The sequence below is a fragment of the Deltaproteobacteria bacterium genome (assembly GCA_026712905.1).
Classification (GTDB): Bacteria; Desulfobacterota; Binatia; order UBA9968; family JAJDTQ01; genus JAJDTQ01.
Genome location: JAPOPM010000038.1, coordinates 1 through 16685 on the forward strand (window position 1 = coordinate 1; position 16685 = coordinate 16685).

Below are 16685 nucleotides of genomic sequence, written 5' to 3' on the forward strand. Positions count from 1 at the left end.
CGGTGGGCCGTCCCGCGGCAAACAGGTTCGCAAGGTGCGACTCCGCCTGGAGTATGGCCTCGCCCTTGGCGATGGCCCTGGTCTTCATTTTAGCGTGAATCGCCTCGATGAGCGCGATCTGTTCCCGGGTGAGATCGAGGTCGATCTTGAGATCGAGAAGGTGCCGCGGCCCGGGGAAACTGTTCAACTCGGCCGGTCGAGCGAGGCCCATGCCTTCGCCGTTCCGCAACTCGCGCACCTCGTCAGGCGTGAGGGTTGCGAACTCGGCGCTTTGGGAATGCGCATAAGGGGACATCGTGTGATCATGCTGCGCCAACGCCCAGGTCGCCGCGAGGGCGAAGAAGCCGATACAGCCAAACAATCCAAACGCCTTTGTCGTAGTGGTCATCATCAAGACTCCGTGGCTGCGCCTGCACTTCCACGCCGCCACTCATGGGCAGCGAACCCATAGACACGGTCAGGTTGGTCAACAACGATCGAGCATGGCGTCGATAGTGGGAAGAGCGGCGCGGTGATCCCTGCCGGTGACGGGAACAACGTCTCTTTGTTGGGTCTCGTCGCTCACGCGCCGCCGAGGCCGGAAGTTTGGTATCGTGCACCAAACAACCGGCCGAGCGGCAGCGATCTGGACGCCCGAGTAGCGGCGGGTTTCGACTAGTGCAGCGGCGAGAACGACGCCGGCACGACGATGGAGTTTTCCTGGTGGAGCAGCATCTCGCGAGTGGTGGGCGGCCAGTTGGGGAGCTTCATGGCATCGGCGCGCAGCCGGGAGCGTTCGCCCATGTCCTTGTACGGCCAGATGTGCACCCACTGGTTGAGCGCGCCGTAGGTGGTGAACCAGGCGGCCGCCAGGGGCGAGATCTTGACCCGGTCCTCGATGCAGTCCTCCCAGCGCTTGATCAGGTCCGGGATCAGGCCGGGATGCACCGTGTAGGTGCGGATCTCGTAGATGTTGCCCATCTCGCGCGGCTCCAGCGGCGGGGAGAAGGGCGCGGGCTGAAAGACCTTGCTCTCCTGGGTTACCATGAAGTCGCGAACCTTGGGCGGCCAGTGGCCGGTGGCCCGGGCCTCGGCGCCGATGCGGTCCTTTTCCGCGAAGCTCTCGTAGGGCCAGATGTGGATGACCTGGTTCAGTTGCCCCACCTCCGAGTGAAAGAACGCCCCCAGCGGGGAGATCTTGGCGCGGTGCTGCAGCCCTTCCTCGAAAGCCTTCTCGAAATCCGGCGTCTTGCCGGGCTTGAGCGTGTAGGTTCTCATCTCGATGATCATGTGTTTCCTCCTGCGGTCGGCCAGTGAAGTCTGCTCCCTTTCTTTCCGTTTTGACCGGCAAATGCAAACACCCTCTCCTCGTAGGTGTTACGAAATCGTCAATTGCCAATTGACGGCCGACATGCTAGCGTCTTGGGATGATCAGGTCACTGAGGAGGTCGTGATGGCGATGCAAAATCCTCCCCATCCCGGAGGGCTCGTAAAGCGGCAGTGCCTGGAACCACTGGGGCTTTCCGTCACCCGTGCTGCTCGGGGCCTCGGCGTGACGCGTCAGGCACTTTCCGAACTCGTGAATGAGCGAACGGGAATTTCCGTGGATATGGCCATACGACTGTCGAAGGCGTTCGGGTCGACCCCCGAGACTTGGCTCGGAATGCAGATGGCCTACGATCTTTGGCGGGCGCGGGAACGCGCCGATCAAATGAAGGTCGAGAGTTTTGCCGCGGCCTGACGCGTCCAAATTCGCGCGACGACTAACGGCAGAGGAGCGCCTACCCCGCCCCGTTCGCCTCCAGATACTCCCGCAGCGCCCGCGCCGTGTAGGACCGCTTGCCGTCCTGGGCGACCTTTGACGGGGCACCGTGCGCGACCACGCGGCCGCCCTTGTCGCCGCCTTCGGGGCCGAGGTCGACGAGGTAGTCGGCGTCCTTGATGATCTCGAGGTTGTGCTCGATGGTGATGACGGTGTTGCCGGCATCGACCAGGCGGTGGAGGATGTCGATGAGTTTCTCGACGTCGGCGAAGTGGAGGCCGGTGGTGGGCTCGTCGAGGATGTAGAGGGTCTTGCCGCGGGATTCCTTGCCGAGCTCGTAGGCGAGCTTGATGCGCTGGGCCTCGCCGCCGGACAGGGTGTTGCTGGCCTGTCCCAGGGCGATGTAGCCCATGCCGATGTCGTCCAGGAGCTTGAGCGGGCGGTAGGCCTTGGGGAAGGGGCGGAAGAACTCCACGGCCTCCTCCACGGTCATCTGCAGCACCTCGGCGATGTTCTTGCCGTTGAAGCGCACGGACAGAGTCTCCTCGTTGAAGCGCTGGCCGCCGCAGCCGTCGCAGTTCACGAACACGTCGGGAAGGAAGCTCATCTCCTTGCGGATCCGGCCCTGGCCGGCGCACTCGTCGCAGCGCCCGCCGCTGACGTTGAAGGAGAACCGGCTGGGGCTGTAGCCGCGCATGCGCGCCTCGGGATGGAGGGCGTAGACCCGGCGGATCTCGTCCAGGAAGCCGACGTAGGACGCGGGTACCGAGCGCGGGGTCTTGCCGATGGGGGTCTGGTCCACCTCCACCGCGCGCTCGATGGCCTCCCAGCCGGCGATGTCCTCGTGTTGGCCGGGGCGGCCGGTGTTGTGCCCCAGCCGGGTCTTGACGCCCTTGAACAGCACCTCCTTCACCAGGGTGCTCTTGCCCGAGCCGGACACGCCGGTGACGCAGGTCCACTTGGCCAGGGGCAGGCGCACCTTGAGGTTCTTGAGGTTGTTCTCGCGCGCGCCGGTCACCACCAGCCAGTCGCCGCCCTTCAGGGGCCGCTCGGGCCACAGGCGGCGGCGGGTGGTGCCCAGGAACGCGCCGGTGACGGACTCGGGATTGGCGCACACCTCCTCCGGCGTGCCCATGGCCACCACCCGGCCGCCGCGCACGCCCGCGCCGGGGCCAAGGTCCACCAGCACGTCCGCCGCCCGGATGGTGGTCTCGTCGTGCTCCACCACCAGCACGGTGTTGCCCGCCTCCACAAGCCGCCGCAGGGTGGCCAGCAGACGGTCGTTGTCGCGGGTGTGCAGGCCGATGGTGGGCTCGTCCAGGATGTAGCAGACGCCGCGCAGGTTGGAGCCCAGTTGCGCGGCCAGACGCACCCGTTGGGCCTCGCCGCCGGACAGGGTGTTGGCGCGCCGGTCCAGCGTCAGGTAGCCCAGGCCCACCTCGTCCAGGAAACGCAGCTTGTGGTGGATCTCCTTCTGGGTCTTCTCCAGCACCATCCGCTCCGCGTCGGGGCTGTTGGCCACCAGCCGCTCCTGCGGGGAGGCGAAGCGGCCCAGCGCCTCCTTCACCGACAGCGCGGTGATCTGCCAGATGGCCTTGCCGGCCACGCGCACGCTGCGCGCCCGCGCGTTGAGCCGGGCGCCCTGGCACGACGGGCAGGTGCGCTCGCTCACGAACGACGCCAGGTAGCCGCCCAGCGGGCCGTCGCTCTTCACCTGGAGCCCGGCGAGCACGGTGAGCAGACCGGCCACCCGCGGGCGCGAGCGCCCGTTGAGCAGCACCTCCCGCTGCTTGGCGGAAAGGTTCCCGATGGGCACGTCGCCGGGGATGCCGAGCTTCCGCTCGAGTTCGCCCTGGCACTGGCCGAGGCGCCGCTTGAGGCCCGGCCGCCCCTCGGGCGCCTCGGCGCACAGCCGCTCCACCACTTGCGCGAAGCTCTGCTCGGGGTCGGGGATCACCAGGTCGGCGTCGAACTCCTCGGAGGCGCCCACGCCGCGGCAGTCCGGGCACGCCCCCTGGCGGCTGTTGAACGAGAACAGCCGCGGGTCCAGGGGCTCGTAGCCGACGCCGCAGGCGCGGCAGAACAGGCGCTCGTTGTAGACCTCCTCGGCGCCCTCCGAGAGCACGTGGATGACTCCGTTGCCCAGGCGCAGCCCCTGGCCCAGCACCGTCTCCATGCTCAGGCGTCCGGCCTTGGCCGTGCCCACGACGATGTCGATGTCGTGCTCGTGGAAACGCCCCAGCCCGTTCTGGAGCAGCGACGCGCTCAGCGCGGTCACGGCGCCGTCGATGCGCGCGCGGGCGTAGCCCAACCGGCGCGCCGCCATCATCACGTCCTTGTGGTAGCCCTTGCGCCCGCGCACCACCGGACTCAGCACGGTGATGTCCTTGCCGCGGTACTTGCGCCCCACCCGGTCGAGGATGCGGCTGCGGGTGAGCGACGTGATGGAGCCGCCGCACTGCGGGCAGTGCTGCTTGCCCACCTTGGAATAGAGCAGGCGCAGGTAGTGGTACAGCTCGGTGACCGTGGCCACCGTGGAGTTGCGCCCGCCCTGGCTCAGGCGTTGCTCGATGGCCACGGTGGGCGGGATGCCCGCGAGCACGTCGACGTTGGGGCGCGCCATGATCTTCATGAACTGGCGCGCGTAGGCGGACAGGCTGTCGATGTAGCGGCGCTGGCCGTCGGCGTAGATGATGTCGAAGGCCAGCGACGACTTGCCCGAGCCGCTGAGGCCGGTCACCACCACCAGCCGGTCCCGCGGAATGTCCACGTCGATGCCCTTGAGGTTGTGCTCCCGGGCGCCGATGATCTGGATCGCCCCCGCGCCGTTGATCGCCTTTTCGTTGGACCCCTGGCCGTCGGCGGCTCTCCCGTTGGCGGCCTTCCCGGCGGCAGCTTTCCCGCTTGTGACCTTCCGGGCCGCGGCCTTCCCGTTGAGCCCCTTCCCGTTGCCCGCTCGCCCGTTCGGGGCCGGCCCCTCGGTCCGTGCCGCCGCGCGCGGTTGCGTCTTGGCCAGCTTCGGGCTGAAGCGGGACGACGACGGGCGCAGGTGCTCTTTCAGGTAGCGGCCGGTGTGGGAGCTCTCCACCGCGGCCACTTCCGGCGGCGTTCCGATGGCCACGACCTCGCCGCCGCCGTCGCCACCCTCGGGTCCCAGGTCGATGATGTGGTCGGCGCACTTGACGACCTCGGGGTTGTGCTCGATGACCATCACCGAGTGGCCCTGGTCGATGAGTTCCTGCAGGGCCGACAGCAGCCGGCGGATGTCATGGAAGTGCAGGCCGGTGGTGGGCTCGTCGAAGATGAACAGCGTGCCGGTCTTGGTGGCCCGGACGATGTGGGAGGCGAGCTTGAGGCGCTGGGACTCGCCGCCCGACAGGGTGGTGACCGGCTGCCCCAGGCGCAGGTAATCGAGTCCCACGCGGACCAGCGGCCGCAGCCCGCGCACGATCTCCGGCTGGTCGCCGAAGAACTTCATGGCCTCGGCGATGGTGAGGCCGAGCACGTCGCGGATGTTCTTGCCCCGGTAGCTGACCTCCAGCACCTCCTGGCGGTAGCGCGCGCCGCCGCACTCCGAGCAGGTGGCGAACACGTCCGAGAGGAACTGCATCTCGATCTTCTCGAAGCCCTCGCCGCGGCACGACTCGCAGCGTCCGCCCTCCACGTTGAACGAGAAGGTGGACGGCGTGTAGCCGCGGAAGCGCGACAGGTCCACGCCGGCGAACAGGCGCCGGATGGGATCGAACGCCTTCATGTAGGTCACCGGGTTGGACCGGGGCGTGGTGCCCAGCGGCGACTGGTCCACCAGGATCACCTCGGGGACGCGGTCGATGCCGCGGATCTCGTCGCAGTCCGTCAGCGTGGCCAGCGGCGAGGCCTTGAGGCGGCGGATGTTGTGGGCGATGACCTCGTCCACCAGGCTCGACTTGCCCGAGCCGGACACGCCGGTGACGCACACCAGACGGCCCAGCGGGATGCTCACGTCGATGTTCTTGAGGTTGTGGGCGCGGGCGCCGAGGATGTCCAGGGTGCGCCCCGGGATCAAGGGGCGGTACCGCACCGGCAGCGGGATGGACCTGCGCTGGGTCAGGTAGTCGCCGGTGAGGGAGGTCTCGCTCGCCAGCAACTCGTCGTAGGAGCCGGCGAACACCACCTCGCCGCCGCGCTCGCCCGCGTGCGGACCCAGGTCGATGACGTAGTCGCTCTCCTTGATGATCTCCGGGTCGTGCTCCACCACCACCACGGTGTTGTGGTTGGCACGCAGCCGGTGAAGTATCTCCACCAGCCGGTGGCTGTCGCGCGGATGCAGACCGATGGAAGGTTCGTCCAGCACGTACAGCGTATTCACCAGGGACGAGCCGATGGCGGTGGTGAGGTCCACCCGCTCCAGCTCGCCGCCGGACAGGGTGCGGGACTGCCGGTCCAGGGTCAGGTACTCCAGCCCCACGCCCATGAGATAGTCCAGGCGGCGGCGGATCTCGTGGAGCACGAGGCTGGCGACCTGGTCGCGGGTGGCGTCCAGATCGAGGGCCTGGAAGTAGGTGTGCGCCTCCGCCACGCTCATGCGGTTCACGTCCGCGATGTTGCGCCCGGCGATGAGGAAGTTCAGGCCCTCGGGCTTGAGGCGCGTGCCCTGGCAATCGGTGCAGGTCACGTAGCAGCGGTAGCGCGCCAGGAACACGCGCACGTGCATCTTGTAGCTCTTCCGCTCCAGCCACCGGAACCAGCCGCGAATGCCGTAGTACTTGCCGTCCTGCCAGCTCCCCTCGCCGTCGATGATGAGCCGGCGGTCCTCCTCGTCCAGCTCGATGAAGGGGCGCTCCAGCGAGATGCCCCGGCGCTCGCAGAACTTCTTGAGTTCCCGCAGCTCCCAGCGCGCGGCGCGGGTGGTCCAGGGCTTGATGGCGCCGTCGGCGATGGACTTGGACGGGTCCGGGATCACCAGGTCGAGGTCGAGGTCGATGGCGCGGCCGAAGCCGTGGCAGGTCTCGCACGCCCCCAGCGGGCTGTTGAAGGAGAACAGGTTGGGCTGCGGCTCGGCGTAGGACAGATCGCAGGCGGAGCAGTGCAGGCGGTTGCTGAAGCCTTCCCGGCGCCAGCCGTTCTCCATGTCGTGCAGATCCAGCCGGCCCTTGCCGAACTGGAATGCCTGCTCCAGCGAGTCGGTGACCCGCTTGCGCGTGGACCGGCGGTACACGAAACGGTCGCCGACCACGTCCACCACCTCGCCGGGGGCGGCCTCGAGGGATTCGAGATCCACCAGCTCGCGGTCCCGCAGGAGCCGGTGGAACCCGGCCTGGAGCAGCCCTCCCTTGACCTCCTCCCAGGGCAAGGCCGGCGGCACGGCCACCGGGAAGGTCAGCACCCAGCGCACTCCCTCGCCGCGGGCCTGGAGCTGCCGCGCGACGGACGGAGCGCTGTCCTTGGCGATGACCTTGCCGCAGCCCGAGCAGTGGAGGATGCCGATCTTGGCGAACAGCAGCTTCAGGTGGTCGTACAGCTCGGTCATGGTGCCGACCGTGGAGCGCGAGGTCTTCACCGGCCGGGTCTGGTCGATGGCGATGGTGGGCGGGATGTTCTCGATGGCGTCGACGTCGGGCTTCTCCATGCGGTCGAGGAACTGCCGCGCGTAGGCCGAGAAGCTCTCGACGTAACGGCGCTGGCCCTCCGCGTAGAGGATGTCGAACGCGACGGTGGACTTGCCCGACCCGCTGACGCCGGTGACCACCGTCAGCGCGTCGAGAGGAATCCGGAGGTCGATGTGCTTGAGGTTGTTCTGCCTGGCGCCGCGAACGTGTATCCAGCCCTGATCCATGGTGGACGGGAATCGGGATGCGGGATGGCTGGTAACGTCCGGGCTATCCGATGCCGAGCTTTTGCCGGGCTTCCTCGCTGATGCGGCTGGGGTCCCAGGGCGGCTCCCACACGAGGTCGACGCTGGCTCCCTTGACCCCGGGGATCTCCTTGATGAGGGACTCGGCGTTGGCCGCGATCATGCCGCCCATGCCGCATCCCGGTGCGGTCAGGGTCATCTTGACCGCCACGGTGTCGTCCTCGACCTCGACATCGTAGACGAGGCCGAGCTCCACGATGCTCACCGGGATCTCGGGATCGTAACAGTCCTGCAGGGCTTCATAGACCTGTTCCTTGGTAACCATGGTTCCTCCTGCCGTGTCCTGTCCCACGAATGCTCTATGGGGCAGGGCGCTCGGTCTTCACACACTCCTCACATGGGCACAGCGAACGCAGGTAGTCGAACGTGTAGATGCCGGTCATGTGGCCGTCGCTCCAGCGGAAACAGACGGCGTAGTTGCCCACCGGCTCGATGGCCACCAGGCCCGCGTCCGGCACTTCCACGAAACGCTTCTCGACGGCCGAGTCGTGCCCCTGGCACATGGCGCAGGGACAGTAACCCCGGATGTACATCCTGGGGTATTCGCCCACGTGCCCGTCGTCCCAGGTGATGCGCACGACCCCCTGGGCCTTGACGTGGTTGATCTCCACGGGGAACGCCATGTCCCTCAGGTCGTGACGATACTCAAGCTCGGCGCCTGCTCGGCGGCCTCCGACGCGATGGAGAGCTGGCCGGCCAGGCGCGCGGCCACCTCGAGAAACGCCTGGCTGGTGGGCGAGTCGGGCTCCTGCGCCAGGATCGGCGTGCCCTTGTCGCCCCACTCGCGGATCGCGGGCACCAAGGGAATCTCGCCCAGAAACGGCACGCCGAACTTGTCGGCGGCCCGCCGCGCGCCGCCGCGCGAAAAGATCTCGTGCTGCTTGCCGCAGCCATCGCACACGAAGTAGCTCATGTTCTCCACCATCCCGACGATGGGGATCTGGACCTTGTCGAACATGGACTTGGCGCGCACCACGTCGGCCAGGGCCACGTCCTGGGGCGTCGCCACCAGCACCGCGCCGCTGCACTTGAGCTGCTGCGAGAAAGTGATCTGCACGTCGCCGGTTCCCGGCGGCATGTCCACCACCAGGTAGTCGAGCTCGCCCCACTGCACGTCGGACATGAGCTGCTGCAGCGCCTTGCCGAGCATGGGGCCGCGCCAGATCACCGCCTGGTCCCTCTCCAGAAAGAAGCCGATGGACATCACCGGAACGCCATGGGCCACCGGCGGCGCCAGCTTGAAGCCGCCGTCCACCTCCACCTTGTCCGGTTCCTTGTTGACGCCCATGAGGATGGGCACGGACGGCCCGTAAATGTCCGCGTCCAGCAGCCCTACGGCGGCGCCGTGCATCTTGAGCGCCACCGCCAGGTTGGCCGCCACCGTGGACTTGCCCACGCCGCCCTTGCCCGAGGCCACCAGCACGATGTTCTTGACACTCGGCAAAAGGTCGGTGGTGCCGGCGCCGGACTTGCTGCCGCGCACCTGGGCGCCGAACTCCAGGGCCACCTCCGACACCCCCAGGGGCGCCAGGGCCTGCTCCACGTCGCCCTGGATCTTGTCCTTGAGCGGGCACGCCGGGGTGGTCAGCTCCACCGTCAGCGACACCTTGCCGCCGTCCACCGCGAGGTCCTTCACCATGCCGAGGGTGACGATGTCCTTGTGCAGCTCCGGGTCCTGGACGGTCCCCAGGGCCGCGAGAACGGATTCGTGGGTGGCGCTGGACATGTCGTTCCTCTTCTCTCCGCCGGCGTTGCGCCGCCGGAACCGCGTGCCGAATAGTGCCATGTAGAGTTACCTTGCCTTGCCGTTCCGCGGGGATCCATGGGCCCGAGAGTCCGGGCCGGGTTGGAATGGCCGAACTCAGGGTTCCCGAAACAATCGAATATAGACTCGCCCAGCCTCTATTTCAATGTGTCAATGTACGGACGGGCTGGTGCCGCGGCCGCAGCAGGTCGAGCACGGTCTTCACCGGCGCGAAACTGGCCGCGGGGAGCTCGACGAACACCGTGTTCCAGCGCGCCATGCCGCCGTTCCAGAGGCCGGGGTGCTCCAGTGCCTTGAGCGGGCGCCCGCCGCTGGACTTGACGGAGATGAACGCGCTTTGCGGATCGCTGAAGCGCATGAGGTCGTGGCACGCGCCCGAGGGGCGGCGCACGCCGCAGACCATGTCCACCGGGTTGAAGTGGGTGGACGCGGCGAAGACGTCCCCTTGGCGCGGCGCTTCCATGTCCACCTGGGACGACTCGACGATCTGGAGCGAGCACGCGCCGTCGGCGCCCCGGACCCAGAACGGGCCGCCGCCGGGCTCGCCGGCCGACGGCACCATGCCGCACACCCGGAGCGGACGGTCCAGCGCCGCGCGCAGGAAGCCGGCGCGTTCCGCCGCGGGCGCGCCCTTGAGGCTGTCCGGGCCGGCCACGCCCAGCGCGTCGCGGGCGAAGCGCGCCGCCTCGTCCACCAGCGACGCCGCGGGGTCGGCGTGGAGGGCGTCGAGGTAATGGAACACCCGGGCCTGCAGTTCCACCAGCATGCCCGCCAGCGCCTTGCGGTAGCGGACCGCAGTCCCGGCATAGACGGCGACGTTGTCGATATTCTGGATGAACACCAGGTCGGCCGCCAGATCGTTGAGGTTCGCCAGCAGCGCGCCGTGGCCGCCGGGCCGGAGCGACAGGCTCCCGTCCGGTTCGCGGAACGGCTGGTTGTCGGGGGTCGCGGCCAGCGTGTCGGTGTCGGGCCGCTGAACCGAAAGCGTCACGTCGATGGAGGTATCCCGGTCCTCGCAGCGGCGGCACATGGCCGCGACATGGTCCTCCACCGCGCGCGCGTGTTCGGGAGAGACCGTGAAGTGAACCCGCACCATCCCGGTCCGGTCCCGGACATACCGGCATGCCTCCAGCAGGTGCTCGGCCACGGGGGTGCGGCAGTCGTCCGCGTAGCGGTGAAAGGGGACGAGAGCCTTGGGCAGCGCGGCGTAACCCATTCCGCCGGGCTCCAGGAGGCAGTCCAGTATCTCGCGAAAGCGTCCGGCCTGGCGCAGCGGCCGAAGGCGCTTCCCTTGCCGTTCCAGGGCAGCGTTCAACTCGGGGTAGAACGCGAAGCGCTCAAGCCCGGCCATGAACTCCCGCAGCACCGGGTATCCCGGCGCATCGCGAAGGTCATCCACGGCCGTCACCGCATCGCCGGCCCGGTCCCGGGCCTCCAGCAGCGCCTGAAACATGCGGCTCGCCGCTCCCGACGCGGGAACGAACTTCAGGCAACGCCCGGCCCGCGCGGCCTCCTCGCCACGCCGCGCCAGCCGTTCCAACTCCGCCCCGTCCAGCACCGTGATGCCGTCGCCCGGCGTGCAGGGACGGTCCAGCACCACGTACGGCACGCCCCCGGCCAGGGTTGTCAGATGGTCGACGGCCTGCTCGGGTGAGATGCCACGAGCCCGGAGCTGTTCCAGGTCGCGTTCGGTAAGAGGAGGAGCCATGACCATGGTCCTTCGACTTCGATCCGGGGGCGTGACAATTCAACCAGTCTTCTGCGGCGCAGGCTCTTGGCACGCATCGCCCACGGCCGTCTTCACCACCTCGTCGTCGGCGTCGTTCGTGTAACCGCGGCACTCTCCGGTGCCGCACACGCACGGATACACCTCATCGCCCTGGAGCCGGTAGTCGAAGGTGATCTCCTCGCCTTCCTCGATGTCCCGTTCCGCGATGAACCAGATGCGGTTGTTGATGATGTCGGCGTAGGCGTTGCCGTCGCAGGAATGGTTGGCGAAGCGCGCTTCGTTGCCGTTCAACGAACCGTCCACGTCGTACTTGTCGCTGAGATTGAAGATGTAGGTGAGTTCCTCATCGCCCCTGGACCGGGTGGCGCCCTCTCCGGCGGGAACCTTATCGCCCTTGTACTCGATGATGCGCCGGCCCTTCCGGATCCGCTCGCCCGCGAAGAGCCCGTCCCCATGAATCGCGGACGTCCCTACGAACACCTTCGGAAGCACGCGCTTCGATGCCTTCGCCACCGGTTTCCCCGCTTTCGCTACGACCTGCAACGGTGGATCGTGTATACCATCCCGCGGCCGGAAAGTAGACTTGGACAAGAGGGCGTGGCGAGAGCGCCGCCACGCATCACCCCGGTTGATTCGGCCTCCGAATAGGGCAAACTGACCAAGTATGGAGACAGGGATGCGCGTTCTGTTGAAACCGATGGCGGTTCTGTCCGTGTTGTTTTCGGGCGCCATTTTCGGCTTCTTCTTTGCCTGGGTCTGTTCGACCATGTGGGGGCTCGACGCGGCCGATCCCAACGTCGCCATCGCCGCCATGCAGGCCATGAACGCGAGCGTACGTAACGCCGTCTTTGCGCCGGCCTTCTTCGGCACGCCCTTCGTCCTGCTCGCCACCGCGCTGATCGCATGGGTGACCGGAGAGAGCCGCGCCGCGTGGCTCTTCGGCGCCGCCGGTATGCTCTATCTCGTTGGAGGCATGATCCTGACCATGACGGTCCACGTCCCGATGAACGAAGCGCTCGCCCAGGTGGAAACCCCGTTGGAGCCGGCCCGCGCGCGGGAAGTGTGGCAGGGCTACTCCATCCCGTGGCAGCGTTGGAACACGGCCCGCGCGGCTATCTCGGGTATCACTCTGCTGCTCGCGGGCCTGGGCATCCTGAGGTGCGCCGACTCAACGTCGCGGGTTCCTTAAACCTGTTCACGGTTCGCGAGAGCCTCGTGGATACTTGTCTGCCGTTCGTTGGCTTTCCTCATGCGATCGGCAGCCCCGGCCCATCGCCTTGCCGGTACACCTGCAATCATATACCAATAGCGTCGAACACTACATTCGTGGACTGGCGGCGGTATCCACCTGATACACAAGGAAGGAACGAGATGGCCAAGACAACCCTGTTGAACGTGACCGTGGCGGATGCCTATCTGGCGCTGCTGGCGGATCGGGGCGTGGATTATTTCTTTGCCAACGCGGGCACGGACTTCGCGCCCATCGTGGAGGCCATGGCCAAGGCACAGTCGCTGGAGACGCGGATTCCCGAGCCGGTCACGTGCCCACACGAGAACACGGCGATGCACATGGCCATCGGTTACTACCTCGTGACGGGGAAGCCCCAGGCCGTGATGGTGCACGTCAACGTCGGCACCGCCAACGGCATGAACGGGTTCCTGAACGCCGCCCGGGGCAACATCCCCGTGCTGTTCACGGCGGGCCGGACGCCCACCAACGAGGAGGGCCTCGACGGCCACCGGAGCCTGGACATCCACTGGACCCAGGAGATGTTCGACCAGGCCTCCATGGTGCGGGAGGCGGCCAAGTGGGACTACGAGCTGCGCAACGGCAAGCAGACCGAGACCATCGTCGACCGCGCCCTGGCCGTGGCCAAGAGCGAGCCCACGGGTCCGGTGTACCTGAGCCTGCCGCGGGAAGTGCTGGCGGAGCAACTGAACGAGTTCACCTACGAGTCGCCCGGACGCCAGCACGCGGCGGCGCCGCCCTATCCCAACGCGGCGGCCACGGACGAGACGGCGGCGCTCTTGGCCGACGCCGAGAACCCGCTGATCATCACCAACTGGGCGGGCCGCAACCCGCAGGTGTGGGAACCCCTGGGCGCCCTCGCCGAGCGCTACGCCATCCCGGTGGTGCAGTACCGCAACCGCTACATGTCGCTGCCCACCGACCACCCCATGAACCTGGGCTACGACCTGAACCCGCTGCTGGGCCAGGCGGACGTGATCCTGGTGGTGGACGTGGCGGTGCCGTGGCTGCCGGCCACGGACAAGGTGCGCGACGACGCCAAGGTGATCCACATGGGCGCGGACCCGCTGCACACCTACGTGCCGCTGCGCGGCCATCCCTGCGACATCGCCCTGGCGTGCGCCACCGACGCCGGCCTCACCATGCTGAACGAGGCCATGTCGGCGCACGAAGGCCGGGTCAAGGCCCGCGTCGACAGGCGCCGGAGCGCCCTGGCGGAAATGTGGCGCAAGCAGCGCGACGGCTGGGCCAAGCGCCTGGACCAGGTGAAGGACAACAAGCCCATCCACCCCATCTGGATCACCGACTGCATCAACCAGATCAAGGGTGACGACACCATCGTGGTGAAGGAATCGGCACTGGCGTCGACCCACATCGACATCAGCCGGCCGGGGACTCTGCTCAACGCCGGCGCCGCCTCGGGCCTGGGTCACGGCCTCGGCGTCGCGCTGGGCGCCAAGCTGGCGGCCCCGGACCGGCTGGTCATCGGCACCCACGGCGACGGCTCCTACATGTTCGGCAACCCCATCGCCAGCCATTACGTCGCGGCGGAGCAAAAGCTGCCGCACCTCACGGTCATCTTCAACAACCAGCGATGGCAGGCGGTGCGCCGCGCCACCGTGGGCCTCAACCCCGAGGGCTACGCGGCCAAGAGCGACCACCAGCCCATCACCATGCTCAACGCCGTGGACAAGTACGAGAAGGCGGTGGAAGTGGCCGACGGCTACGGCGAGCGTGTGGAGGAAGCCGCCGACCTCATGCCCGCCCTGGAGCGCGGCCTCAAGGCGGTGGAAGTGGAGAAGCGCCAGGCGGTGATCAACGTCATCTGCTCGGCGTAGGCGGCCGCACCGCCAGAGACGCGCTTTCCCGTCTCAGAGGTAACCCTGTTCCCGGTAGTAGCGCTCCGCCCCGGGGTGCAGCGGCAGGTCCAGCGGGCCGTCGGGAGTATCGCTGCAGAACCGGGGCATCGGGGGCACGCCGGGGGTGTCGTAACCGATGTCTTCGCGCATGCGCTCGATGGCGCCGACCACCTGGTAGGCGAGTTCGTCCGGCATGTCGGCGTGAGTGACGATGGGCCAGCCGCTGAAGTCCACGGCGGTGACGGGCTCGGGTACCTTGCCGTCGAACAGTGGGCCGCTCAGGGGCGCGTGGGTGAAACCGTAGCGGTCGAGCCGCGCCATGCCCTTGGGCGAGAGGTGCAGGAAGGCCATCTCGTGCTCCACCGCGGTGCTTGCCCACGATGTCAGGCCCTCGTCGATGACCGCGTCGACCTCGCCGGACGCGATTCCCTCCAGGCGCCGCGGGTTGCTGGGCCGCACCACCGGCTCCACCACGCCGCCCCACTCCTCGAAGGTCTTGAGGCTCATGCCGTGGGCGCGCAGCAGCGCGCCGATGGCGAAATCGACGCAGTCGTTGGTGGCCACCGATACCGTGAGCGCGGGACGCTTCCGCTTCAGATCGTCCATGGAGCGGATGCCCCACTTGGGCGCCACCGCGATCACCAGGCGATCGTAGGAGGGGAACACCGCCAGCGCGCGCAGGGGCAGCGGTTTCCGGAAGGGGCCGCGTCCGTGATACGCCATGGCCGGGATCACCGAGGGGTTGAGCCAGGCGATGTCGATCTTGCGCCGCCCCACCAGGCGCGCCCCCTGGATGCCGCTGCACCACGCCGGGCTGATGGCGATGTTGAAGGCGAAGGGCGGACCCGCCGTGGCGGCGGAGCCGGGCAGATCCACGTAGAGCCGGATGGCGCTGGTCATCATGGTCGGCACCGAGTCGTAGAGGCCGGCCAGGAGCTTGGTACCGATCTGCGCCCGCAGGAGGCTGGAGCTCATGGGTTTCACGCTGCGGTCGTCGTAGGTCATGTCGTCGTTCTCCTTCGTCGAGGGTCGCTCGCGGCGTGCGCGGCGTTTCCGGATCGAGTCCGGCACCTTCCGGGACAGATTAGCCTATGTAAGCCGGGTATTGTATAGTGTGCCGTCTGCTGGCCTGTCACGCGGTCCGCTGATTTCTTGCCGGCGATTCATACGCGACGGGCCGCTGACATGATGCCTTCACGGTCCGCCCGTCCCGCTTGCACATGGCAACATTGACCGCCCTGGCAGCCGCGTTCTTCTTCGGCTCCGCCCATATCCTGGTGCGCTACGGCATGCGCACGGGCTCCACCACCACCGCCATCACCTTCAACATCATCACCATGGGCACGGTGCTGCTGGCGGTCATGGGTCCCTTGGCCGAATGGTCGCAGGCGTCGGTGCCCGCGGTGGGCTGGTTCATGTTCGCCGGGGCGGTGGCGCCGCTCACCACCCAGTTCCTGTTCTACGCGGCCATCTCCCGGGTCGGCGTGGCCCGCGCCTCGCCGCTCAGGAACACCTCGCCGCTGTTCGCGGGCGTGGTGGCGGTGGCGTGGCTGGGCGAGCAATGGACCCTGACGCTGCTCGGCGGCACCATGCTGATCATCCTGGGTGCGACGATTCTGGGGATGCGCGACGCCAAGGCGCTCACGGCCTTCCGCAAGCGCGACCTCCTTCTCGCCATCGGCGCGTCGATCCTGGGAGGCATCGCCAGTCCCATTCGCAAGTTCGGCTATTCGATGATCACATCGGTGCCGCTGGCGGTCAGTCTGACGATCATGGGGAGTGTCAGCGGCCTGTTGGTCTACCTGGTAGCCGCGCGGGGCTACCGCGACCTGAACTTCAACCGCGGGGCGGTGATGTGGTTCGGCCTTTCGGGCATGGTGACGAGCTGCGGCATCACGTCCTACATGCTGGCCCTGAGCCGCGGCGACGTCGTGCTGGTGGACCCCCTGATCGCCACCACGCCGCTGTTCTCGGTGGCCTTCACCCACCTGCTGCTGAGGGACCACGAACGGGTCACCTCCAAGGCGGTCATCGGCGCGCTGATGATCTGCGCGGGCGGCGTGGTGCTGACGGCGTTCTGATGGCGCCAACGCCTGAATCGTCATTCCCGTGAAAGCGACTGCGTCAATGCTCCGGTCGGCCAGGAGACGGCACGGCCCTCCGGAAGGTCATTCCCGTGAAAGCGGCTGCGTCAATGCTCCGGTCGGCCAGGAGACGGCACACGTCATTCCCGCGGAAGCGGGAATCCAGGGGCAGTGGAGGGGCACTACGGCGGCGTTTCCCCACCTCACCACCCCTGGATTCCCGCTTCCGCGGGAATGACGTTCCATTACGTAGGTGCCTCATGAGTCTTGACACAGATGTTTCTCGGGAATGACGATTCGAGGGAGCTCTGCCTCATGAGTCTTGACACAGCTCGCTGCGCGGAAACGATGTTCCAGGGCTCCGG

The 16685-nt window shown here is 67.6% G+C and carries 13 protein-coding genes; 4 read left to right on the plus strand and 9 right to left on the minus strand.

Annotated elements, in window-relative coordinates:
* Together OXF11_02685 and OXF11_02690 are read right to left on the minus strand one after the other, a co-directional pair.
* Positions 1–391, minus strand: a 391-nt coding sequence (locus tag OXF11_02685) for a hypothetical protein (protein MCY4486005.1), incomplete at its 3' end; no start/stop codon positions are given.
* Positions 392–654: 263 nt separating this feature from the next.
* Complete coding sequence (locus OXF11_02690; protein ID MCY4486006.1) at positions 655–1269, minus strand: NIPSNAP family protein; 615 nt, start codon at positions 1267–1269, stop codon at positions 655–657.
* 163 nt (positions 1270–1432) lie between these two features.
* On the opposite strand from OXF11_02690, the gene OXF11_02695 reads away from it, so the two are divergent.
* Positions 1433–1720: a HigA family addiction module antitoxin gene (locus OXF11_02695; GenBank protein MCY4486007.1), complete on the plus strand. Its 288-nt coding sequence runs from the start codon at positions 1433–1435 to the stop codon at positions 1718–1720.
* 40 nt (positions 1721–1760) lie between these two features.
* On the opposite strand, the gene uvrA is transcribed toward OXF11_02695, so the two are convergent.
* The 6 genes from uvrA to OXF11_02725 all read right to left on the minus strand — a co-directional run bounded on the left by uvrA (position 1761) and on the right by OXF11_02725 (position 11641).
* Positions 1761–7556, minus strand: coding sequence for an excinuclease ABC subunit UvrA (uvrA, locus tag OXF11_02700; protein ID MCY4486008.1), 5796 nt, complete (start codon positions 7554–7556; stop codon positions 1761–1763).
* A gap of 43 nt (positions 7557–7599) precedes the next feature.
* Complete coding sequence (locus OXF11_02705; GenBank protein MCY4486009.1) at positions 7600–7899, minus strand: iron-sulfur cluster assembly protein; 300 nt, start codon at positions 7897–7899, stop codon at positions 7600–7602.
* 34 nt (positions 7900–7933) lie between these two features.
* Positions 7934–8257, minus strand: a complete 324-nt coding sequence (locus OXF11_02710; GenBank protein ID MCY4486010.1) for a DUF971 domain-containing protein — start codon at positions 8255–8257, stop codon at positions 7934–7936.
* Positions 8258–8262: 5 nt separating this feature from the next.
* On the minus strand, positions 8263–9360 hold the full coding sequence (locus tag OXF11_02715) for an Mrp/NBP35 family ATP-binding protein (GenBank protein ID MCY4486011.1): 1098 nt from the start codon (positions 9358–9360) through the stop codon (positions 8263–8265).
* Between the two features lie 181 nt (positions 9361–9541).
* Entirely contained in the window at positions 9542–11107 is a 1566-nt protein-coding gene (locus OXF11_02720) for a DUF4301 family protein (GenBank protein MCY4486012.1), read from the minus strand.
* Between the two features lie 39 nt (positions 11108–11146).
* Entirely contained in the window at positions 11147–11641 is a 495-nt protein-coding gene (locus OXF11_02725) for an SET domain-containing protein-lysine N-methyltransferase (protein MCY4486013.1), read from the minus strand.
* Positions 11642–11804: 163 nt separating this feature from the next.
* Here OXF11_02725 and OXF11_02730 point away from each other — a divergent pair, with 163 nt between their 5' ends.
* Together OXF11_02730 and OXF11_02735 are read left to right on the plus strand one after the other, a co-directional pair.
* Positions 11805–12317, plus strand: coding sequence for a DUF1772 domain-containing protein (locus tag OXF11_02730; protein ID MCY4486014.1), 513 nt, complete (start codon positions 11805–11807; stop codon positions 12315–12317).
* Positions 12318–12499: 182 nt separating this feature from the next.
* Complete coding sequence (locus OXF11_02735; GenBank protein ID MCY4486015.1) at positions 12500–14215, plus strand: thiamine pyrophosphate-requiring protein; 1716 nt, start codon at positions 12500–12502, stop codon at positions 14213–14215.
* Between the two features lie 33 nt (positions 14216–14248).
* Here the strand turns inward: OXF11_02735 and OXF11_02740 are convergent, their stop codons facing one another.
* Entirely contained in the window at positions 14249–15241 is a 993-nt protein-coding gene (locus tag OXF11_02740) for a hypothetical protein (GenBank protein MCY4486016.1), read from the minus strand.
* A gap of 215 nt (positions 15242–15456) precedes the next feature.
* Here OXF11_02740 and OXF11_02745 point away from each other — a divergent pair, with 215 nt between their 5' ends.
* Positions 15457–16317, plus strand: coding sequence for a DMT family transporter (locus tag OXF11_02745; protein MCY4486017.1), 861 nt, complete (start codon positions 15457–15459; stop codon positions 16315–16317).
* Positions 16318–16685 lie beyond the last annotated feature (368 nt).